This window comes from Flavitalea plasmicola (genome assembly GCF_030546645.1).
Lineage (GTDB): Bacteria > Bacteroidota > Bacteroidia > Chitinophagales > Chitinophagaceae > Puia.
On sequence record NZ_JAUOTO010000007.1, the window covers coordinates 32,410 to 54,067 of the forward strand.

Here is a 21,658-nt window from a genome sequence, read left to right on the forward strand (position 1 = left end):
ATACGGGCTAAAACTTGAAAGAAATACTCGCCACTACGCTTCTCAGCTTCTGCGGATTGACCGTAGTATAGCCGATCCAATATTTTTTATCCGTCAGGTTATCGGCCTTGACGGCAAATCGAAACTTCGCATAGTCATAGAAAACAGAAGCATTCAGCGCAGCATAGGACGGCAGTATAAACACCCCCACCGACTTGCTGTTGATGATCTTGTTATCGCTGGCATAGTTGCCGCCAAACCCAACGCCCAGCCCCTGCAGTGATCCCCCCGGCAGGCGATAGCTCACCCACCAGTTGGCCGTATAAGGAGAGGAGGCTGTGCCCGGCCGGCGACCCACCACATCCAAATCCGCCTTCAGGTACTTCGAATCATTGTACGAGAACCCCGCGACAATATTCAGGCCCTGTAGGGGATTGGCGACCACCTCCGCCTCGATACCTTTGCTTCTTTGCGTTCCATCCTGGATCTGTGGGAAGGGTGGCAGGCTGGGGTCCGGAACAGCCGGCACATAGGCCCGGACAATGTTGTGTACCCGAATGTCATAGACACTCACCGTGCTCGTCACCTTTCCTCCAAACAGGTCGAGCTTTACACCCGCCTCCGCCTGGTAGGCATTTTCCGGCCGGAAGGCCTTGCCCTTATAGTCTGTACCCGTCTCATTGGTAAATCCGCTCTGGTAGTTGGCAAACAGGGACACCTGGTCCTTTACGGGCTGGAAGACGACCCCGAACTTGGGCGACAACGCGGTCTGGTTGTAACCACCGCTCGTCTTGCCTGTCGTCACGTCATAATTACCTTTGTTGACAAAATGGTCCACCCGGAGCGCCGCCATCACCAGCAGGTTGTCCGTCAGGTTCGCCACATCCGAAACATAGGTGCTGTACGTGTTGGTGATCAGGTCCACGGGATAGACAAAAGTGACCCCCTTCGTCTCATATAAATTCGCCAGCGCCGCGCGGTTGAAGTTCCTGTAAGTGGGAATATCCCCATGGGAAGCGATCGTGTCCAGCGTGCCGCCGCTGAAGAACTGGTTGGAATTGTGATTAAAATAATCCAGGCCGGCGACAAACCGGTGCTGAACGCCGCCGAAATAAAACTCGCCATTGAGGTTCTGCTGGATCTCCATCATCCTGTCCCGGCTGTTGGCCGTGAACTGATCGTTGCGGGAGATATAATCGCTGCCGATGGCAGTCGGGTCGCCCGTGACGGCACCATTGGACAGCAAATAGAAATAAGGGCCGGGGCCGTCAGAATAGCTGTTTGTCACCGTTATATTCGTCTGCGTGCTCCATTTGTCTGATATCTTATATAGCAGCTGACCGAAGAAATTCGTGCTGGCGGACTTCTGGGAAAGGTCGTCGCTGAAGAAGCTCCGGCGATAATCCAGGGGCAATTGGTCCGCGCGGGAATAGCCCATCGAAGCGATGGTCTGACCATAAGGGAAAAAGAAGATAGGCGCCAGCAGGTTCGTGCCTCGGTAGATCTCCGCGTCGAAGAGGAAGGACACCCGGTCGTTTATTTTATAGGACAGGCTGGGCGCAAAGGAAAAGGTCCTGTTAAAGCCATTGTCCTGGAAGCTGCCTTCGTCCAGGTACGCCGTATTCACACGCAGCAGGACATTCCTGGCCGAGTCCAGCGGTGTATTGAGATCCGCGCTGATGCGGTTGAAGCCGAAGTTGCCGCCCGCATAGGTCACCTCTCCGCCAAAAGATCCATAAGGCTTTTTCGTCACCCGGTTGATCAAGCCGCCATAGGAGGTCAGCGTGCTGCCGAACAAGGTAGCGGAAGGCCCCTTGAGCACCTCGATCCTTTCGAGATTCGCGGCATCGATCTTGCTGCTGACGATGCCGGCAATGCCATTCCGCAGGTTGCTTTGTACGATAAAACCCCTGGAATTGTAATAGCTGCCCCCGTCACCGCTGCGCCCCGTGGCCTCCCACATCTTCTGAACGCCCGTGGCATTACGCATGGCATCGTCCACGGAGAACACCAGCTGATTGTTCATCAGCTCTTTCGTGATCGTGGTATATACTTGCGGGTTCTCTATATTTTTCAGGGGCATCTTAGCCGCATAATCGCTGCTGTTACGGGCAAATTTGTTACGGCCGCCCGATACCACCACTTCCTGCAGCTGCCGGCCGGACACCTGCAATAAAATAGCCACCGTAGTGGACTTGCGGCTTTCCACCGTCACACGCTGGCTCGCTGTGGCAAAACCTGTCATGGATATTTCCAGCTCGTACTCGCCCGCCGCAAGGTTGCGGAGGGTAAAATTCCCATCCTCATCGGTCAGCGTGCTCCTGCGCGAACCTTTCACCTGGATCGTGACAAAGGCAGCCGGCCGGCCCTCGGACGTAGTTACCTTCCCCTTGATGGAGCCGTTGTTCTCCTCCCCGATGCGGGAAGAGTCGGCGGGAATGCCCGCGGCATATCCGGACAAGCCGGCAATCAATAAAGCAGCTGTAATAACGGTCGTGAATATTATATTTTTCAATTGATTATGATTTGAGCGGCAAATTTGCCACAGGCAGCCCGGCTCCGGCGACGACATCGGGAAAAAATACTTACGCAATAAGGAAACAACAGCCGAATAGGCCCGGATTTTGCATGTCCAGGCAGAAGAAGTAAAAGACATTTTGTACAGATGAAAATGGACGAGTTTAAGGCCACCCTGAACGGGCAACACCCGCCACCCGGTGTCACTGCCAGCCTTGCGGCCATGTGGTACGACGCTAAGGGCGAATGGGAGCAGGCGCATACCATCGCACAAGACATCCCCACCAGCGAAGGATCGCTGGTGCATGCTTACCTGCACAGGAAGGAAGGAGATAAGTGGAACGCCCAATATTGGTACAACCGGGCAGGGCAACCGATGCCCGGGCTTTCTTTGGAACAGGAATGGGAAGACATCGTACAGGGTTTTCTCAGCGGCAAACCCATGTAAATAATTCGTTAATCAAGCATATCTATTCCCCTTATTAGTATATTTAATCTATGCTTCTCTCTTCCCGGCAAAGGTTTTCTGATAGTATTTTCTGGAAAGTTGTCATCCTGCTGCTCACAGGCTTACTGGCCTGGCAGTACTTTTACAACAGGAGCCTTTGGCTGGACGAGGCCATGCTGTCACTGAATATCATTCAAAAGAATTATGGAGGACTGACTCACCCCCTGGATTATGTCCAGGTAGCTCCCATCCTTTTTCTGTGGATCGAAAAGCTTTTCACCTCCGTCCTGGGTAGTTCGGAAATGGCGCTTCGCCTCTTTCCGTTCCTTTGCAGCATCGCGTCGCTCATCCTGGTGTATCATTGCACCAGCATCCTCACCAAGAACAGGTCCATTGCCTTGATGGCCGTCTGCCTGGTGGGCCTTGCCCCTCCCTTTATTTATTATGCCTCCGAGGTCAAGCAATATGCCACGGATGTCACCGTATTCCTTGCGATCTATTTTGTCACATTTTCCGAAAATGATTTTGTTCGGCGGCGCAGGTGGGTCCTGCTCTCCCTCACCGGCGCTATTGCCATATTCATATCAAATGCCTCCGTCATACCGCTGTGCACCGTCGGGATCTGGTGGTTCGTCCGGGCAGTGCGTCACCCGCAGGACAGACTACCGGTGATGATAGCCCTGGGGATCTGGGCCATCTGCTTTGGGATCAATTTCCGGCTGTTCATCTGGCATCATCCCTCCGAAGCGATCATGAAATCCTACTGGAAGGACGCCTTTATGCCCCTGGGACACCCGGGCGCCACGGCAAAATGGCTGATGAACAGGGCCTTTCACTTATTTGACGAGCTGCTGCCCAGTCTGGGGATGGCTAAATTCTATATCCTTACTTTCTGTCTTTACGCCGCCGGCCTGGCCCATCTCCTGCTCACGAAAAGATACCTGCTCGTATATCTGCTGACCGCGCCGATCCTGATACACCTGGTCTTAGCCGCCCTGAAGATGTATCCTTTCGATGGGCGGCTCACGCTTTACCAGCTGCCCCTGTATTGCATCGTGCTTGCCCATGGGATCTATCAGCTGGCCATCCTCATAGGCAAAAAGCCGCCGTTCACCATGCTCCTCTGTGTCCTGGGCGTCCTCCTTTTTGCGGGGAAAGGAGTGCGGTCCGTTCCAAAACCCGTCGAAGAGATGCGGCCGCTGCTCGCCCGCCTGAACGCAGACATCAAGCCCAATGAATCCGTCTTCATCTATAACTACAGCAGACCGGCCTTTACATATTATTATGAGACAGGCAGAGTGCAGGTAGGAAATGCGCCCCTGTACGTCGGTCAGCCGCAAACCATCGACCTGCAACAGGTGAAAGGACATGTCTGGCTCCTGTTCTCTCATGTCCATCCCAGCGATGGCAGCCGGGGAGAAGAACGCATTATGGTAAAACACCTGCTCAAAAGGGGCCGGCAGCTGCAGGAATTCGAGCGCACAGGTTGTTCTCTCTACCTGATGGATCTCTGGTAGCCCTGACCGCAGGCCCTGCGTCGTTCTCCGGAAATAAATTATCTTAGCGGAGACTATGCGCCGCATTTGACATTTCCCTACACCATACCTATCGGTCATGCCCGGGTCCCCCTGCATTCCCTGCTGGAACCCCTGGCATTTTTCACCGGCTTCCGTTACTTTTTGTACCTCCGGGCGCGCAAGGGCGACCCGATCACCACGTCCAATCGCACCAGCATATTCATAGGCGCTATTTTCGGCGCATTAATAGGCAGCCGCCTGGTAGGAGGCCTGGAAAACCCGCCGGCCATGCGCCATGCCGGGAACATATTGCTTTATTTCTATGAGAACAAGACTGTGCTGGGCGGCTTTCTCGGTGGTCTATGGGGCGTGGAGCTGGCAAAAAAGTTCATCGGTGAAAAACAGGCTTCCGGCGACCTTTTTGTATATCCTATCCTGCTGGCCCTGACCATTGGCCGCATCGGCTGTTTCAGCATGGGCGTATATGAAGAGACCTATGGCACGCCTACTTCCCTGCCCTGGGGCATGGACCTGGGCGATGGAATTCGCCGGCATCCCGTGGCGTTGTATGAAATAGTGTTCCTCGCCTTACTATGGATGACCATAAAAAAGATCGATCCCCTGCTGGCCACCGAACAAGGCGCACGCTTCAAGGTCTTTCTCATCGCTTACTGTGCATTTCGCCTGCTGCTGGATTTTATCAAACCGCATTATACTTTTCCCTTCGGGCTTTCCACGATACAATTGACTGCCATGGCGGGCCTGATCTATTATTACCCTCATATCATTCGTTATGCCCGAAAGACCTTACACCTATTATGATTTTACGGTGAGCATCTGCCCCGAATGCCTGCGCCGCGTGGACGCCAAGATCGTCTTCGAAGAGGGCAAAGTTTACATGATGAAGCATTGCCCCCATCATTGCTCTTTCAAAGTCCTGATCGCTTCGGATATAGCGTACTATAAGAACATCCGCAATTACAACAAGCCCTCCGAGACGCCGCTCCGCTTCAACACGCCCACGGTCTATGGCTGCCCCTATGACTGCGGGCTTTGTCATGATCACGAGCAGCACAGCTGTCTCACCGTAGTGGAGATCACCGACCGCTGTAATCTCACCTGTCCCACCTGCTATGCCATGAGCAGCCCCCATTATGGCCGGCATCGCACCATAGCCGAAGTGGAAGAAATGCTGGACATCATTGTCGCCAATGAAGGCCGGCCTGACGTGGTACAGATCAGCGGGGGCGAACCCACCCTGCATCCCGATTTCTTCGCCATCCTGGACATCGCCCGTAAAAAGCCTATCCGCCACCTCATGGTCAATACCAACGGCATCAGGATCGCTAAGGACAAAGCATTTGCGCAACAGCTGGCGGCCTACATGCCCGACTTTGAGATCTATCTGCAATTCGACTCCTTCAAGCCGGAAGCATTGCAGCAGCTGAGAGGCAAAGACCTTACCGACATCCGCCTGAAAGCCCTGGAGCACCTGAACGAGCTGAACCTCTCCACCACCCTCGTGGTCACTCTGCAGCAGGGCGTCAATGACGACGAGATCGGCAAGATCATCGAATTCGGCCTTCAACAACGCTGCGTCAGGGGCGTCACGCTCCAGCCTACCCAGGCGGCGGGACGGATGGAAAACTTCGATCCCGCAAAGGATAGGATCACCATGACGGATGTACGCACGAAGATCCTGGAGCAAACCAGCCTCTTCCAGCCCAACGATCTGATCCCCGTCCCCTGCAATCCCGATGCCCTCGTCATGGGATACGCCTTGAAGCTGGCCGGCCAGGCCTTCCCTCTCACCCGTTATATCGACCCGGCCCACCTGCTGGACAACAGCCGCAATACCATCGTGTATGAACAGGACACCGAGCTGCACAAACACCTGATCAACATCTTCAGCACCGGCATTTCCGTCGACAGGGTAGAGGACAACATGAAACAATTGCTCTGCTGCCTCCCTTTCGTGGAAGCCCCGGGCCTGGGATATGACAATTTATTTCGTATCATTATCATGCGGTTCATCGACGCCTGGGATTTCGACGTACGCGCCATTAAGAAGAGCTGCGTGCACATCGTGCATAAGGATGGGCGGATCATTCCCTTCGAGACGATGAATATGTTCTACCGGGATGAAAAGGAGGAATACCTTAAACAATTGCAACGAGAAAGAAAAAATGCGATGGTATGAAAAAACACTTTCAGATATCCCTGATCATTATGGCCATTGCCTTCCTCATCGCCATCTTCGCCGCTCTCAAGGCCGGCATGGAAGGATTCGTCATTGCCTTTGGCAGCATCTGTTGCCTCGGCGGCCTGGGTTGCCTGGTCGCGGGACTTTTCCTGATGATTGACAAGAAAAGCAGGGAGGACGGGCAAGCTGTACTCTTAAGCGCCGGCATCACCCTCCTCATCGGCACAGGCGTCTGCAGCACCTTATTAATGGGCTAAGTAATATACCGCATCATCCCCAGCACCAGATCCGGGTCCGGGCAATTCGCCAGCCATTTATCCTTTTCGGAAAATTTACAAACCCCCGGGTAGTCCCCCTTCCACCCCTCCATATCCACGATCAGCTGAAAATGCAGATGTGGCGGCCAGTTGCCGTTCTCAAAGCGCATCCCGAATTCCGCGATCACCTCCCCCTTGCTGATAGACTGGCCTTCATGCCGGTTCTTAAGGGAATTCAGGCTCAGGTGACCATATAAGATCTGAAAACCCATCCCATCCAGGTGATGCGTCAGGATCAGCGTAGCGCCATAATCACTGTCGTTGTTGTTGAAGGCGAAGCTGTGGACGATGCCGTCCAGCGGCGCCATCACCGCCGTCCCCGCAGGACCCCAGACATCGATACCCAGGTGCAGCCGGCGGGGCTCCTCTCCCGCATCAAAATGCCGGCTCCGTGCATACAGCGTGCGATGTTCCCCATAGCCGCCGATGCCATATCGCGCCCCATGCTGCCGTAATGTCTCGTTGATATAGCCCGCAAAACTTTCCGTATCGGCTATCTGCTCAGGCCGGAGCTCCTTATTATTTTCCGTGAAATCAAACGGATACAGCCGGTCCCGGTTGGGATCGAAAGGCACCACAGGATGAAAGTCCATTGTATGCGCCCCTAATATATTTCGTATAGCCTGTTGCTCCAGGTTCATGCTTTATTTCTTTACCTCCGACAGTACCTCCTCCACCGCCTTGTCCACCTGCGGATCCCTCCCATTTATTTTATCCTCGAACGTATTGATCACTTTGATGTCCGGCGCCACTCCCGCGGCCTCGATGTCCTTCCCGTCCAGCGTATAACATCCCCATGAAGGCAGCCGGACAAAGGAGCCATCTACCAAGCCCGCGCCACTCGTGAAAATGATCCAATGATACGTCTCATTACCAATGATCTTACCCAGCTTCAGGGCCTTGAACCCCTGCGCCGTCATTTCCGCGTCGCTGAGCGACTGTTCATTTATCAGCAGGACGATCGGCTTGTCGGCAGGCGTAAAATTTCCCTGTGTCGTCAGCTGCCCACCCCTGTATTTCCATTGCAGGTACGAGCGCTGGCTGAGGAATTTCAGCACTTCGTCATGTACGTTCCCTCCGGTATTATATCGTAGATCAAGGATCAGGCCATCCTTGCCGTTGAGCTCCTGCGTCATGTCCACAATGAAATGTTCCAGCTCCTGTGTGCCCATGTTCTTCATACAGGTGTAAGCGATCCGGCCTTTGCTTTTTTCTGTCACCCGGCGGCGGTTGTCATCGATCCATGCATCGTACACATTATCAGCCAGTGATGATTGCGGATGGAGCTCCACCTCGAAGGGCTGCCCCTTCCGGAGGAACGTGAGCTTCACCTCCCTGTCCAGGGAGGGATGGGTGAAATAATAGCTGCGGTCCGTCTGCTTGTCGACAGCGATGCCATCCACTTTCACCAGCTCATCCCCCGGCAGGATGCCGGCCTCTTTTACATCGGCGGCTGAACGGGCGACAATGCTTTTCACCTTATAGGGATCGTCGTCCGCGAAAAGAATGCCCGTCTCCATCGTGCTGGCGGCATATTGCACCTCTTCTTCGTCACCGAACGAGCTAAAGCCCTGGTGGGAAGAGTTCAGCTCGCCCAACAGGTCGTTCAGCAGCACCCGCAGGTCCTGCCGGCTGTTGAGATAAGGTAAAAAAGTACTGTAATGATCCCGGGCAGCCTTCCAGTCCAGGCCGTGGAAATGCTCGTCGTAATAGTTTTCCTCCACCCTGGCCCATGCCTCCTGGAACACCTGGGTGAATTCGCCGGAAAGGCTTTTCCTGAATGGGAAGCTCAGCGCCAGGGCATCCAGCTTATTCTGATCCAGGTTCAACTTATATACGGTGCCATTCACCAGGACATAGTATTTGTCCCCGGCGACCGATATATTGATGTTCCCTCCTTCGGCGCCCGTGATCTTTTCCGTCTTATTTTGTTCGAAAGGTTCTATGACTGTCTTCCAGAGCGTCATTTTTCCCTGATCCTGGTTGCTGAAGAAAAGCACGTTCGTCTTTTCGCCCTTCTGGATAAGGTCCACCAGGTATTGGTCTCCAAAGGAGGGACCTACCTGCTCGATCCTTTCCATGATCCGGGCTGCGTCGATGACAACAGACACAAGCGAATCCTTTTTGGTGCTGTCCTTTATCTGTGTTTTGAACAGCTCATCATACTTATCCGCCCGGAAAGGCTGGCCGAATTTCTCCAGCGGCAGCCGGTACACCTTCGGATCCCGCAGGCCGAAAGGATAGGCAGGCCGCAGCCGGGCCGAAGTAAAATAAAGGTATTTGCCGTCCGGCGACCAGGTGGGATCGGCCTCCGACACGCCCGTATTGGTCAGGTTAACAGATGCGCCCTTCACAATATCATACACAAAAATATCCTGTTCAAAATTCCGGTGCGCCGTATAGCAGATATACCGCCCGTCGGGAGAGAATCCCGGATCAGAGGTCTGAAAGGCCCAGATCTCGTCCCTGGCGATCGTCTTGCTCTCAAATGTCTTAAGGTCCATCAGCCGCACTTCATCGCGGCCGCTGAGATAGGCGCCTTTTGTCTTTGTTTTGTTGAATGCCATCCCCCGGTTGCTGCGCGTGTCGCTGGTCAGCTGTTTCAAAGGTGCGCTGCCATCTGCGGCAATGGTGTACCAGTTGAGATAGCCGCCGGTCGTCTGGTTGAATAAAAGCGTCCTGTTATCGGCAAGCCATTTCACTTCCCAGACCCTTTCAGCCGAGCCCCGCTCTATTTTCCGGATGAATTTACCTTCCGCATCGCTGACGAATAATTCGCCCCTGGAGACTACCGCCAGCTTTTTGCCGTCGGGGGAAAGGTCCAATGCGCTGATCTTACCCTTGATATCGAACTCTTTTTCCTTCGGCAGCACATAATTACGGGCAAGGGTAATATCCAGCTTACGCGCGCTGCCCGCCCCGATATCGTATAGGTAAAGCTGGTAGTCTTTTTCAAAGACGACTTCCCCGCCCCCGGCGTTCACGATGGCATTTTTAATGGAAGACCTGAAGCTGGTCAATGCCGTCTTTTTACCTTCTTTGAAAGTATACAGGTTATACTCGCCGTTGCCTTCGTCGGAGATGAAATATATATTCCCCTTCCTGTCCAGCGTGGCGCCAAAATCCTTGCCCGCATAGTCGGTGTACCGTTTGTAGGCATGTGCCCTGGGATTGTAGGATTGGATATCCGGGTTAAAAGGTCCTTTATAGTGTTTGCGCTGCACCTGGTTGCTGCTCTCCCACGTGTCGTTGAAAAAGATCTCCCCCGAAGAAGGATGCTCGAAGAGATTGTGATCATACAGGAAGAAGTAGTCACCGAAGACACGCGCCGGCGTACCGCCGTCTATGCTGACCTTGAACCCCGACTGCCGGCCCATGCGGTCGGAAGTAAAATAGATCCACCGGGAATCCCAGCTCCAGGAATTGACGACATCGCCGGAGCTATGCCAGGTGAGCTGCCGGATCTCGCCGCCGCCCGAAGGCATGATATATACATCGGCGTTGCCATTCTGCCTGCCAGTGAAAGCTATCCATTTTCCGTCGGGGGAACAGCGGGGATTGGTCTCGTACCCCGGCATGGCAGTAAGTCGTACAGCCTGCCCGCCTTTTGTGTCGGCCCGCCACAGATCACCTTCAAAACTGAATACGACAGTGGCGCCGTCCGGGCTCAAACAGGGGTTGGAAAGAAAATAAGGACCTTTCTCCTGAGAATAGGTATGTAAACCCAACAGCAACAGTGAAAGAAAGCATGTAAAGCGCATGGTGTACCTTGTTTTGGTAATTTCAAGGTACGATGGATGCCCTTGATTACCAAACCGCTCAAAGGCAAAAAAACACGCTGAGCACACATCCTTTCCCGGGCGACGTATCTATCTGTAGCTTACCCCCGAATACATTCACCCTGCTGATCATATTCGTGATCCCGATGCCTGCCCGCTGTTGAGAGGCGTCAAACCCTTTCCCATTGTCCTTCACCCGGATATTCAGGCGGTTGCCCTCGTGATGAACGAACACATCGATGCGCGAGGCTTCCGCATATTTCAGGATATTGTTCAGCTGCTCCTGCACGATCCGGTAGATGGAGATCTTCAGTTCCTGGTCGATCGAATCCTCGTCCAGTCCTTCGATATCGAGATAGATCTCTTTGTGTGCGATCTGGATGGAGTAGATCAGCTCCTCCAATGATTGGCGCAGCTGCAGGTGGCCCAGCGAGGGGGGCGCCAGGGATTTGGAGATGCGGCGCAGCTCCTCCATGCTTTTCATCAGGAGATCCCTGCCCAGGTAAACAAACTCACGGAGATGGCTGTCGTCCTTCAATCCCGTCTCCATATATAGTTTCACCGTCGCCAGCATCTGGCAGACATTGTCATGCAATTCCTTGCCGACCTCGAATCTTTCTTTTTCCTGTGTATAAAGGATGATACGTGCGATCTCTTTGGGGAGACGTTGGTTTTCCGCTACCGCTAATGGATTGGTCATGGTCAGTTATAAAGGGGCCTTCGTTTTTGCTACTACGCTATTGCCCAATAATAACACCTCCCATTATACGAAGAAGGTATTTTCATGCCCTTGCAGGCATTTTTTTGCTAAACAAAAGTTTAGCTATTCTAAACCACCACGTTGATCATCTTGTGCTTGACGTAGATCACCTTTTTAGGCGCCTTCCCATCCAGCCATTTTTTCACGAGGTCATCGGCCAGCACCAGTTCCTCCACCTGCTGCTGGGTAGCGTCCAGGGCAATATTCAGCTCGGTACGGGTCTTGCCATTGATGGCGATGGGATAATTTTTCGTGGACTCGACCAGGTATTTCTCTTCGACGGCCGGATAAGCCGCGTCCAGGACAGAGCCCTCGTTGCCCAGCAGCTGCCAGAGCTCTTCGCTGACATGGGGAGCATAGGGCGTGAGAATGACCAGCAGCTTTTCCAGCACCTCTTTTTTATGACACCGCAGGTCCGTGAGCTCGTTGACACCGATCATCAGCGCGCTTACCCCTGTGTTGAAGGAGAAGCGTTCCGTGGCATCCTCCACTTTTTTGATGGTCTTATACACCAGCTTCAGCTCCGCGTCGGTAGCTTTTTCCGTCGTCCATATCTCACCTTTCATCTCGTCGAAGAACAACCGCCAGAGTTTGCGGAGGAACCGGTGGACACCTTCGATCCCCTTGGTATCCCAGGGTTTGCTGGCTTCCACAGGACCCAGGAACATCTCGTACATACGGAAAGTATCAGCGCCGTATTTGTTCACCAGGTCGTCTGGGTTCACGGTATTGTACAGCCGCTTACTCATCTTTTCCACCTCCACGCCGCAGATATATTTGCCTTCCTCCAGGATAAACCGGGCATCGGCATATTCCGCCCTCCATTTTCTAAAGGCTGCTATATCCAGCTCCACACCATCCACGATATTGACATCCACATGAAGGGTAGAGATCGCGATCGACTCCAGCTCGATGGATGGATCATTGTAAATGTTCCTTACTTCCAGGGTCACCAGCTCATGAAATTCCGGCGTGCCTTCTATAGCCCTTATGCCATAGGACACAAAAACAGGAGCATCCTGTCCCATGGAGGGTTTTCCGGTCTTACCCTGACCTTCATTTTCTATGAACTTCAGCTCCAGCCTGTATACAAACCGGCTGCTGCCCTGGATCATCCCCTGGTTGACGAGCCGTTTGTACGGCTCATCATGTCCGATCAGTCCCCTGTCGTAAAGGAATTTCGTCCACATACGGCTGTACAGCAGGTGCCCGACGGCATGTTCCGTTCCGCCGATGTACAGGTCCACCTGACCCCAGTAATCCGAGGCGGCGCGGCTGCAAAAGACCTCGTCATTATGCGGATCCATATAGCGAAGGAAATACCAGCTGCTGCCGGCATAGCCGGGCATCGTATTGGTCTCCAGGTGCCGGCCCGTCCATGCGGGAATATTGGCCAGGGGCCCTTCCCCTTCAGGGCCGGGGCCATATTTTTCTATATGCGGCAGCTCCAGGGGGAGCTCTTTTTCATCCATGGGTGTCGCGATCCCCTCTTTCCATACTATTGGAAAAGGTTCACCCCAATACCGTTGACGGCTAAAAGCGGCATCCCGCATACGGTAGTTAACCTTGCGGACACCAATTCCCTTTTCTTCCAGCTTTTTGATGGCGATGACGATTGCGTCCTTCATGACAAGACCGTCCAGGAAATCGCTGTTCTCCAGGATGGCATCCTTCGTAGGGTTGGCTTCCAGCCCGTTGAAAGCATCTCCGATGATATTGGTCACCGGAATATTAAAATGCTGCGCGAACTTAAAATCCCGTTCGTCGCCGCAGGGCACCGCCATGATGGCGCCTGTGCCATAGCCTGCCAATACATATTCGGAGGTCCAGATGGGGATATGCAGCCCGTTGAATGGATGGATGGCATAGGCGCCCGTAAAGCAGCCCGTGATCTTCTTTTCCGCCATCCGCTCCCGCTCGCTGCGACTCTTCACATAGGCCAGGTATTCCTCTACTGCCCCCTTTTGGTCGGCAGGCACAATGCTGTTCAATATGTCATGCTCGGGCGCCACCACCATAAAATCCACGCCAAACAGCGTATCGGGACGGGTGGTGTACACCGTCAGGCGGGGCGCTTCGCCGGCGCCGGCCCCATTTGCGCCTGCCCTTTCACTCGTTGCCGCCGTATACACCTCAAACGTGACCTCGGCCCCAAAGCTTTTACCGATCCAGTTGCTCTGCATTTCTTTCATCGCATCGCTGAAATCCACTTTTTCCAGCCCTTCCAGCAGACGGTCCGCATAGTCCGTGATGCGGAGGTACCATTGCCGCAGCTTCTTCTTGACCACCGGAAACCCTCCGCGCTCGCTGACGCCATTGATCACCTCATCATTCGCCAGCACGGTGCCCAGGGCTTCGCACCAGTTGACCTCTCCATATCCGCAATAGGACAGCCGGTAGCCCATCAGGATCTCCTCCTTGCGGCGGTGATCGAGGCCTTTCCACTCCGCAGCGGTCAATCGGAGCCGGGGCTCGCCCGGACAGGGATGCATCGCATTGCCCTCCGACTCCAGGATCTTCACCAGGTCTTCGATAGCCCTGGCCTTGCCCTGCTTGCGGTCATACCAGCTTTTGAACAGCTGCAGGAAGATCCATTGCGTCCATTTATAATACGAGGGGGTGCTGGTCCTGAACTCGCGGCTCCAGTCGAAGCAAAAGCCGATATTATCCAGCTGGCGCCGGAAATTATTGATATTTGTCTCCGTGGATACGGCCGGATGGATCCCATGGTCGATGGCGTATTGCTCAGCCGGGAGGCCAAAGGCGTCATATCCCATGGGATGCAGCACATTGAAGCCTTTCAGCCGCTTATACCGGGCAAAAATATCACTGGCGATATAGCCCAGGGGATGGCCCACGTGCAGACCTGCCCCGCTGGGGTAGGGGAACATATCCAGCACATAGAATTTAGGCTTCGCCGGATCGTTACTTACCTTATAGCTCCCACGCTCATTCCAAAGCTGCTGCCATTTTTGCTCAATGTTGCTGAAATTGTACTCCATGATGTTCTTGTTGGAAAAAAGTTAAAAGCCTCATTATCTTTAAAATAATGCGCTCTTTATACCGTTTAAAGGGGTGTAAAAATACGAAAAGGGCGGGTAATTCAATTGCAAAATGGCTGCGGAAGCCCGCAAATCCGTTAATTTTGTTCAAATGAAATTTTCTCATGGCGCAATTCGGTAAAGGATATGCTAAGCGGAGTACCCCCTCCTATTTCATGGCTATCGTGGGCGTTTCGCTGGTGCTGATCCTGTTAGGGCTATTAGGCTGGATCGTGATCAATGCCAATAAATTAGGCCAGAATTTCAAAGAAAATGTGGAAGTGCAGGTATATGTCCGGGAGAATATTTCGTCAAAGGACAGTGCAACCCTCGTGCAATATATAGCCGGCCAGCCTTATACGAAATCCTACGAGTACCTGACCAAGGACCTGGCCAAACAGCGTTTTGTGTCGGATGGCAACAAGGACTGGGGGGCCGTTCTGGACAAGAACCCCCTGCCGGCCAGCGTGAATTTCAAGATCCGGAGCGAATATGCCCAGGTTGACTCCCTCAGCAAGATCAAGGAGGACCTGATGAGCAATATTGCCGTCAGTGAAGTGCAATACAACAAGGCGCTGGTAACCAATCTGAACAATATGATCCGCAAGATCAGCCTGATATTGCTGGCCGTGGCGATAGGCATCTCCATCGCCGTGATCGTCCTCATCGACAATACCATTCGCCTGGCCATGTTCAGCAACCGGTTTCTCATCAAGACTATGCAGATGGTGGGGGCCACCCGCGGGTTTATCGCCCGGCCCATGGACATAAAGGCCATCCTGCACGGGGCCATCAGCGGCCTCATCGCCATCGGCGTCATCCTGGGCGTGATCCTGGCCACCGAACAGCTACTTCCCGAGATCCGGGCGCTCAGGGACTACACCCTGCTGTCCGCCCTCTTCATCGTCATCGTCCTGCTGGGCATCTGTATTTCGTTCATCAGCACCCACCGCAGCGTGATAAAGTACCTGAAAATGAAGCTGGACGACCTGTATTGACCCGTGGGCCAATGCCGCAATAAATTTGACACCTTCCAATTTAATTGAAATCAATGTCCCTCAAATATTCGACCAATGCTCCCTTTAGCCACCTTTTTAACGCTCCGGGACCGGCGGTCCCGTCACTCCCGCTAATTATTGCCCTTCGGGCAGCCGAACTGTGTTCGGCTTTCAGTATATTGCAACCCCAATAATCAATCTATTTCACTCCATGGCTACAACCACGACCAAAAAGCCGGCCGCACCCGCCACCGCCAAGACTGCCCCGGCAGCACCCAGGCAAACCACGCCTTTATTCGGTAAGGAAAACTACCGGTGGATGCTGATCGGCATCGTTCTCATTGCCCTGGGATTGATCCTGATGGCAGGTGGCAAAAGCCCTGATCCCAACGTCTTCAACAAGGATGAAGTATACAGCTTCAGAAGGATCACGCTCGCTCCCATCCTGATCCTGGGAGGATTTGTGGTCGAGATCTTCGCCATTTTCCGTAAGGATAAGAAGAACGCTTAATCATCATCATGACTTCTATTCAGGCTATCATCCTCGCGATCGTGGAAGGGCTGACCGAATTCCTTCCTGTCTCGTCCACGGCACACATGAAATTTACGAATCCTATCATCGGCGTGGAATCCACGCCTTTTTCGGATATGTTCGAGATCGTCATCCAGCTGGCCGCCATACTGGCCGTCGTGGTCGTATATTATAAGAAATTCTTCGACTTCACCCGCATCCGGTTCTACACCAAACTGGTGGTGGCCGTGATCCCTGCTCTCGTATTCGGCGCGCTGCTGAAAAAGCATATCGATAATGCCCTGGGCAACCTCTACTTCATCGCAGGGGTCATGATCGTCGGCGGCATCATCTTTCTCTTCGTGGACCGTTGGTTCCGGCATCCTTCCATCGAGCATGAATCGCAGGTGAACAATGGCACTGCCTTCCGCATCGGCTGTTACCAGGTGCTGTCCATCCTGTTCCCCGGGTTAAGCCGCAGCGCCGCCACCATCATCGGCGGCATGAGCCTGGGCCTCAGCAGAAGGGCCGCAGCAGAGTTCTCTTTCTTCCTGGCAGTCCCCACCATGCTGGCCGCCTCTGTAAAAAGCATGATGGACCTCCATAAACAACATCCCGAAGCGCTTACCACCAGCAACCTTTCTCTTTTAGGGGTCAGCAGCCTTGTTACGTTCATCGTTTCCATTGTCGTCATCCGTTATTTCATCGGGTTCCTGAAAAAACATGGGTTTAAAGTCTGGGGGTATTACCGTATCGTCGTCGGACTGGTGATGCTCTTCCTGCTATGGAGGGGGATTGTCTGATGCAGACCGCCGGTAAAAAAGTGATCAATGGATGGGCCATGTATGACTGGGCCAACTCCGTCTACAACCTCGTCATCACCACCACTTTTTTCCCCATCTACTTTACTGCGGCGACAAAAAAACATTTTGGCTCCGAGAATATCCCCTTCCTCGGCCGGACCTTTATCAACTCTTCCTTATACGATTATTCCCTGGCCGCCGCCTATCTGCTGATCGCGCTGGCTTATCCTATACTTACCTCCATTGCAGACACCCGCGGGAATAAAAAGATCTTTATGCAGGTGTTCTGTTATATGGGCGCCATCGGCTGCAGCATGCTGTTTACTTTCAATGGAGGGAACCTGGGATCCGGTGTCTTCTTTTTTATCCTGGCTTCCCTGGGATACACAGGCAGCCTGGTGTTCTATAATTCCTATCTGCCCGAAATAGCCGCCCCCGCGGATCAGGACCGGGTCAGCGCCAAAGGCTATGCCTACGGATACGTCGGCAGCGTGCTGCTCCAGATCATCGGCTTCGTATTGGTGCTGATCCTGGAAAAGAAAGACCCCTTCTTAGGCCCGCAGCTGACTTTTTTGCTGGTGGGACTGTGGTGGGCAGGCTTTGCACAGCTCACCTTCCGGGTATTGCCCAAATCCAGCCAGCCCCAGGCCAATAAGGTCAACGTTTTCTCCGCCGGTTTCATCGAAATAAAGAAAGTGTATGGCCAGGTAAAAAAGATGGCCGTGCTGAAGCGGTTCCTCCGCGGTTTCTTCTTTTACAGCATGGGCGTCCAGACAGTGATGCTGGCCGCCACCCTTTTCGGCAGCAAGCTGCTGGGGCTGGAAGATACCAAGCTCATCGTCACCGTGGTCCTGATCCAGCTCGTGGCCATCGTAGGCGCCACCTGGATGAGCCGGCTCTCCGCAAAATACGGCAATATTCGCGTACTGATGGGCGTCGTGCTTTTCTGGATCGTCATCTGCATCTCCGCCTATATCACCGCAGGGCTCGCCGGGCCGTTGAAGCCTTATCATGAGCGCATCGCACTGCTGCAGCAGGAACAGGCAGCGTTCAAGGTCCGCAAGGACAATGCCGCTAAGATGGACTCTGCCGCTGTCGTCACTGCGCTGGATGCGGCCGAAGGCAAGGTCGAGGCAGAGCTGTCCCGCGTCAGCCTTACCCTTGCGCCCAAGCAAACCCCTATCGAATACTCATTCTATGCCCTGGCACTGGCCGTGGGGCTCGTCATGGGAGGCATTCAATCCCTGAGCCGGAGCACTTATTCCAAGCTGATGCCGGAAACAAAAGACACCGCCTCCTTTTTCAGCTATTACGATCTCACGGAAAAGATCGCCATTGTCATCGGCATGTTTACCTTTGGCTTCCTGGAAGAGAGGACCGGTAGTATGAAGAACTCCATACTCTTCCTCGTCGTCTTTTTTGCCATTGGCCTGATCTGGCTGTATTCAGCCCTCGTGAAGCAGCGCAAAGAGCAGTCCGCCGTGGCTGCCTGATCGATCGCTATTACCCTATTGATCCATCCATTCAAATTGACCATATGCAACTCATTTTCATAGAAACAGGACTCTTCAAGCTGGATGGCGGCGCCATGCACGGCGTGGTGCCCAAGACCCTCTGGAATAAGGTCAATCCCGCCGACGAAAACAATCTCTGCACCTGGACCATGCGCTGTCTCCTTATCCAGGAAGGCAATAAGCTTATCCTGGTGGATAATGGCATAGGCGACAAGCAGGATGCAAAATTCTTCAGTCATTATTACCTCCACGGCGACAACACCCTCGACAAATCCCTGGCAAAACACGGCTTCCACCGCGACGATATTACCGACGTTTTCCTCACCCACCTCCATTTCGACCATTGCGGCGGCAGCATCATCCGGGTTGGCGAAAGGCTCGTGCCTGCCTTTAAGAATGCGGTGTATTGGAGCCATTCCCGACACTGGAAATGGGCGACGGAGCCGAACGAGCGGGAGAAAGCGTCTTTTTTGCGGGAGAATATCCTGCCTATCCAGGAGAGCGGGCAACTGCAATTCGTGGATGCCGCCGTACCGGCTTCCAGTGTTTCCACTTTTTCCATCGGCGCCACCTGGGCCGGCGGTCCCCTTGAAACCATTTCCAACGTCATTATCCCTGGCCTCTCCGTTCGCCTCGCCAATGGTCACACGGAGTCCATGATGTTGCCGCAAATGCAATACAAGGGTCGTACGCATGTGTTTATGGCAGACCTGCTGCCTTCGGTTGGTCATATTCCCCTGCCCTGGGTGATGGCTTACGATATGTTCCCGCTGACGACCTTAAAAGAGAAGCGGTCGTTCTGGGAGGAGGCTGCGGCGGGTGGGTATGTGTTGATGCTGGAGCATGATGCGGTGAATGAGTGCTGTACGCTGGAGAAGACAGAGAAGGGGGTTAAAATGGGAGAATCGTTCTCTCTTTGAGTCGGAAAAGTCTTATTTTTACAGGATTATGTGCCAATTATGTGATTTTTTACACAAAAACGGCAGATAAATTGTGAAAAATGGATATAAAAAGAGCAATACAGAGGAAATTATTACGCTGGAAGCAGTCACCGGAGAGGAAACCGCTCATCCTTCAGGGTGCCAGACAAGTAGGTAAAACCTGGTTATTGAAGCATTTTGGTACATCAGAGTTTGACAATGTCGCCTATTTCAATTTTGAAGAACAACCCGATCTGAAACAGTTCTTTGAAAATACAAAAGATGTAAGGCGGATTTTACAGAATTTGTCTTTAGTGCATGGGCAGCCAATAGTGCCGCAAAGAACACTTATCATCTTTGATGAAATCCAGGAATGCAATGATGCACTGAACGCGTTAAAATATTTTAGTGAAAATGCTCCTGAGTATGCAGTGGCCGGGGCAGGCTCTTTACTCGGGGTTTCCATGTCAAAAGGAAATTCTTTTCCTGTTGGAAAAGTAGATTTTCTGCATTTAAATCCCGTCTGTTTTGCAGAGTTCTTATCCGCTGCCGACCCGGAGTTATTTTCTTTTTTAGAAAGCATTGACCGGATTGAGCCACTGCCGGATATTTTCTTTCATCCGTTGGTCGACAAACTAAAAATGTTCTTCATTTCCGGCGGAATGCCTGAAGCTGTAGTAGCATTATTAGAAAAGCAAAATATAGAAAGAACACAGCAGGTGCTTCAAAATGTACTCAATGCCTATGCGCTGGATTTTTCAAAGCATGCTGAAAAAAAGGAAATTCCGAAACTCAACTATCTATGGTCTTCCATTCCTTCTCAGTTGGCCAGGGATAATAAAAAGTTTTTGTATCAAGCAGTAAAGCCCGGAGCTCGTTCCCGCGAATACGAAGATGCCCTGCTCTGGCTTTCGCATGCAGGTTTAGTACATCGTATTTTTCGTATCTCCAAACCAGGTTTGCCCCTTTCTGCTTATGACGATCTTTCCGCTTTTAAGCTCTATTTACTCGATGTAGGATTGCTCCGTAGGCTTTCGTTTTTGGATCCTATTGCAATAAGGGAGGGAAACCGGCTATTTACTGAATTTAAAGGAGCCCTGAGCGAAAACTATATACTACAGCATCTGATTGCACACTTCGAAGGAATTCCTCGTTATTGGACCTCCGGCAATCAAGCAGAAGTAGACTTTTTAATCCAAATAAAGAATGACATCATCCCCATAGAGGTAAAATCAGACGAAAGCATACATAGCAAAAGCCTTACCCTTTATAATGGACTATATCACCCACCACTTCGAATTCGGTATTCATTGAAAAACTTAAAGAAGGATGACGGGTTACTCAATATTCCGCTATTCATGGTTGATTACACTGAGAAATTGCTTCGGCTTTCCTAATACAACGCATTCCGTCATCATAAAAAGCTTGGAAATGCTACTCTCCAGGTGTGGATCTTGCATTATCAGCCTGGCAGGCACTCTGATATCTTAAAAGCATCCAATAATTCATAAAAATGCCAATCGACCCAATCAGGGTCACCACTCCTCCCCGATAAGGATAAGTCTCCAGCACCGGCGCAACAAGAGCTCCGAAAACCACGGCGGCAACCACGGAAAATAATAGTACCCTGTTTGGAAAAAAATAATTCAGCGCAGCCAACGCGGCTATGATAACAATACATATTTCAGCATACCATTCAGCCGATATTCCCATGCCACACCTCTCCCATAAACCATTTTAAAAATATGAGCCAGGTAATTAGCCGCCCCGTATGCAATAAGGTAAAATAAAATTTAAATGACAGGAGTCAGGATATAAAAGAAATTAGCACGGTATCTCATGTTTTTAGCCTTAAATCGGTCAAGTAATTCGGAATCATCCACGACATAGGAATAACTTCCCGACCCCGCCTCCGTCCGCAACGCCAGTGGTGAATGAATGCTATATTCTCCGTCAGTCCGAAAAGACAATAAAGATCGCAGAAACACGCTAATTGAACAATTGAATGCCACCACCCTCCATTTCGTATGCAATTGTCGTTTTTAAATTCTTTTGTAGCAAATCAATAATGATGAGAACCAGTTTTTTTATCATTGTTGGGTCCATTTGCAATTCCAATAAAACGTTCTTCTTTATTTTAATCATATAGTTATATGAATCGTCATAATCGTAGTTGTTTTTTTCTATCTGGATCTGAATTCCAAATACCGAATATGAATAATATGTTCCATTGAGGACATGATTGCTATCTCCCTCTAATATATTGCTATCAATCCCAAGGCAGGCGAAAACCTTCCGCGACACGTCTTCGATTTCGCTATTCATATAAAAAAATAAATGTTCAATCATAT

17 protein-coding genes are annotated in these 21,658 nt (G+C 52.1%); 11 read left to right on the plus strand and 6 right to left on the minus strand.

Annotation, left to right across the window (positions count from 1 at the left end):
- Nucleotides 1-7: 7 nt before the first annotated feature.
- Nucleotides 8-2,494 (minus strand): TonB-dependent receptor, encoded by a 2,487-nt coding sequence (locus tag Q4E93_RS25360; protein WP_303590142.1) that lies wholly within the window; start codon nt 2,492-2,494, stop codon nt 8-10.
- A 156-nt stretch (nt 2,495-2,650) separates the two neighbouring features.
- Between Q4E93_RS25360 and Q4E93_RS25365 the strand changes: the two genes are divergently transcribed.
- From Q4E93_RS25365 to Q4E93_RS25385, 5 genes are all read left to right on the plus strand, one after another.
- Entirely contained in the window at nt 2,651-2,944 is a 294-nt protein-coding gene (locus Q4E93_RS25365) for a hypothetical protein (protein ID WP_303590144.1), read from the plus strand.
- Between the two features lie 50 nt (nt 2,945-2,994).
- The gene (locus Q4E93_RS25370) at nt 2,995-4,461 is read left to right on the plus strand and encodes a glycosyltransferase family 39 protein (RefSeq protein WP_303590146.1); all 1,467 of its coding nucleotides are present in this window, start codon (nt 2,995-2,997) and stop codon (nt 4,459-4,461) included.
- A 66-nt stretch (nt 4,462-4,527) separates the two neighbouring features.
- Nucleotides 4,528-5,283: a prolipoprotein diacylglyceryl transferase gene (locus tag Q4E93_RS25375; protein ID WP_303590148.1), complete on the plus strand. Its 756-nt coding sequence runs from the start codon at nt 4,528-4,530 to the stop codon at nt 5,281-5,283.
- Entirely contained in the window at nt 5,255-6,661 is a 1,407-nt protein-coding gene (locus tag Q4E93_RS25380) for a radical SAM protein (protein WP_303590150.1), read from the plus strand. Before Q4E93_RS25375 ends, Q4E93_RS25380 begins: the two co-directional genes overlap by 29 nt.
- Nucleotides 6,658-6,921, plus strand: coding sequence for a hypothetical protein (locus tag Q4E93_RS25385; RefSeq protein ID WP_303590152.1), 264 nt, complete (start codon nt 6,658-6,660; stop codon nt 6,919-6,921). Before Q4E93_RS25380 ends, Q4E93_RS25385 begins: the two co-directional genes overlap by 4 nt.
- Here Q4E93_RS25385 and Q4E93_RS25390 read toward each other — a convergent pair.
- The 4 genes from Q4E93_RS25390 to Q4E93_RS25405 all read right to left on the minus strand — a co-directional run bounded on the left by Q4E93_RS25390 (nt 6,918) and on the right by Q4E93_RS25405 (nt 14,522).
- Nucleotides 6,918-7,622 (minus strand): peptidoglycan DD-metalloendopeptidase family protein, encoded by a 705-nt coding sequence (locus tag Q4E93_RS25390; RefSeq protein ID WP_303590153.1) that lies wholly within the window; start codon nt 7,620-7,622, stop codon nt 6,918-6,920. The genes Q4E93_RS25385 and Q4E93_RS25390 overlap by 4 nt on opposite strands.
- A gap of 3 nt (nt 7,623-7,625) precedes the next feature.
- The gene (locus Q4E93_RS25395; protein WP_303590154.1) at nt 7,626-10,742 is read right to left on the minus strand and encodes a S41 family peptidase; all 3,117 of its coding nucleotides are present in this window, start codon (nt 10,740-10,742) and stop codon (nt 7,626-7,628) included.
- A gap of 58 nt (nt 10,743-10,800) precedes the next feature.
- The gene (locus tag Q4E93_RS25400) at nt 10,801-11,460 is read right to left on the minus strand and encodes a sensor histidine kinase (RefSeq protein ID WP_303590155.1); all 660 of its coding nucleotides are present in this window, start codon (nt 11,458-11,460) and stop codon (nt 10,801-10,803) included.
- Between the two features lie 128 nt (nt 11,461-11,588).
- On the minus strand, nt 11,589-14,522 hold the full coding sequence (locus Q4E93_RS25405; protein ID WP_303590156.1) for a leucine--tRNA ligase: 2,934 nt from the start codon (nt 14,520-14,522) through the stop codon (nt 11,589-11,591).
- A 164-nt stretch (nt 14,523-14,686) separates the two neighbouring features.
- On the opposite strand from Q4E93_RS25405, the gene Q4E93_RS25410 reads away from it, so the two are divergent.
- From Q4E93_RS25410 to Q4E93_RS25435, 6 genes are all read left to right on the plus strand, one after another.
- Complete coding sequence (locus Q4E93_RS25410) at nt 14,687-15,559, plus strand: cell division protein FtsX (protein ID WP_303590157.1); 873 nt, start codon at nt 14,687-14,689, stop codon at nt 15,557-15,559.
- Nucleotides 15,560-15,770: 211 nt separating this feature from the next.
- Nucleotides 15,771-16,070, plus strand: coding sequence for a DUF3098 domain-containing protein (locus tag Q4E93_RS25415; RefSeq protein ID WP_303590158.1), 300 nt, complete (start codon nt 15,771-15,773; stop codon nt 16,068-16,070).
- Nucleotides 16,071-16,078: 8 nt separating this feature from the next.
- Complete coding sequence (locus tag Q4E93_RS25420; protein WP_303590160.1) at nt 16,079-16,873, plus strand: undecaprenyl-diphosphate phosphatase; 795 nt, start codon at nt 16,079-16,081, stop codon at nt 16,871-16,873.
- Nucleotides 16,855-18,366, plus strand: a complete 1,512-nt coding sequence (locus tag Q4E93_RS25425; protein WP_303590162.1) for an MFS transporter — start codon at nt 16,855-16,857, stop codon at nt 18,364-18,366. The genes Q4E93_RS25420 and Q4E93_RS25425 overlap by 19 nt, the downstream gene beginning before the upstream one ends.
- A 44-nt stretch (nt 18,367-18,410) precedes the next feature.
- Nucleotides 18,411-19,307: an MBL fold metallo-hydrolase gene (locus Q4E93_RS25430; RefSeq protein WP_303590163.1), complete on the plus strand. Its 897-nt coding sequence runs from the start codon at nt 18,411-18,413 to the stop codon at nt 19,305-19,307.
- An 80-nt stretch (nt 19,308-19,387) separates the two neighbouring features.
- Nucleotides 19,388-20,704 (plus strand): ATP-binding protein, encoded by a 1,317-nt coding sequence (locus Q4E93_RS25435; protein ID WP_303590164.1) that lies wholly within the window; start codon nt 19,388-19,390, stop codon nt 20,702-20,704.
- Between the two features lie 592 nt (nt 20,705-21,296).
- Here Q4E93_RS25435 and Q4E93_RS25440 read toward each other — a convergent pair.
- Nucleotides 21,297-21,632: a hypothetical protein gene (locus Q4E93_RS25440; RefSeq protein WP_303590166.1), complete on the minus strand. Its 336-nt coding sequence runs from the start codon at nt 21,630-21,632 to the stop codon at nt 21,297-21,299.
- Nucleotides 21,633-21,658: the final 26 nt, after the last annotated feature.

Bases quoted from the DNA above. Each gene is read 5' to 3' on its own strand.
- Q4E93_RS25405 (WP_303590156.1), bottom strand. From the start codon at position 14,522: ATGGAGTACAATTTCAGCAACATTGAGCAAAAATGGCAGCAGCTTTGG.
- Q4E93_RS25420 (WP_303590160.1), top strand. From the start codon at position 16,079: ATGACTTCTATTCAGGCTATCATCCTCGCGATCGTGGAAGGGCTGACC.
- Q4E93_RS25370 (WP_303590146.1), top strand. From the start codon at position 2,995: ATGCTTCTCTCTTCCCGGCAAAGGTTTTCTGATAGTATTTTCTGGAAA.
- Q4E93_RS25430 (WP_303590163.1), top strand. From the start codon at position 18,411: ATGCAACTCATTTTCATAGAAACAGGACTCTTCAAGCTGGATGGCGGC.
- Q4E93_RS25380 (WP_303590150.1), top strand. From the start codon at position 5,255: ATGCCCGAAAGACCTTACACCTATTATGATTTTACGGTGAGCATCTGC.
- Q4E93_RS25440 (WP_303590166.1), bottom strand. From the start codon at position 21,632: ATGAATAGCGAAATCGAAGACGTGTCGCGGAAGGTTTTCGCCTGCCTT.
- Q4E93_RS25435 (WP_303590164.1), top strand. From the start codon at position 19,388: ATGGATATAAAAAGAGCAATACAGAGGAAATTATTACGCTGGAAGCAG.
- Q4E93_RS25400 (WP_303590155.1), bottom strand. From the start codon at position 11,460: ATGACCAATCCATTAGCGGTAGCGGAAAACCAACGTCTCCCCAAAGAG.
- Q4E93_RS25395 (WP_303590154.1), bottom strand. From the start codon at position 10,742: ATGCGCTTTACATGCTTTCTTTCACTGTTGCTGTTGGGTTTACATACC.
- Q4E93_RS25390 (WP_303590153.1), bottom strand. From the start codon at position 7,622: ATGAACCTGGAGCAACAGGCTATACGAAATATATTAGGGGCGCATACA.
- Q4E93_RS25425 (WP_303590162.1), top strand. From the start codon at position 16,855: ATGGAGGGGGATTGTCTGATGCAGACCGCCGGTAAAAAAGTGATCAAT.
- Q4E93_RS25415 (WP_303590158.1), top strand. From the start codon at position 15,771: ATGGCTACAACCACGACCAAAAAGCCGGCCGCACCCGCCACCGCCAAG.
- Q4E93_RS25365 (WP_303590144.1), top strand. From the start codon at position 2,651: ATGGACGAGTTTAAGGCCACCCTGAACGGGCAACACCCGCCACCCGGT.
- Q4E93_RS25385 (WP_303590152.1), top strand. From the start codon at position 6,658: ATGAAAAAACACTTTCAGATATCCCTGATCATTATGGCCATTGCCTTC.
- Q4E93_RS25410 (WP_303590157.1), top strand. From the start codon at position 14,687: ATGGCGCAATTCGGTAAAGGATATGCTAAGCGGAGTACCCCCTCCTAT.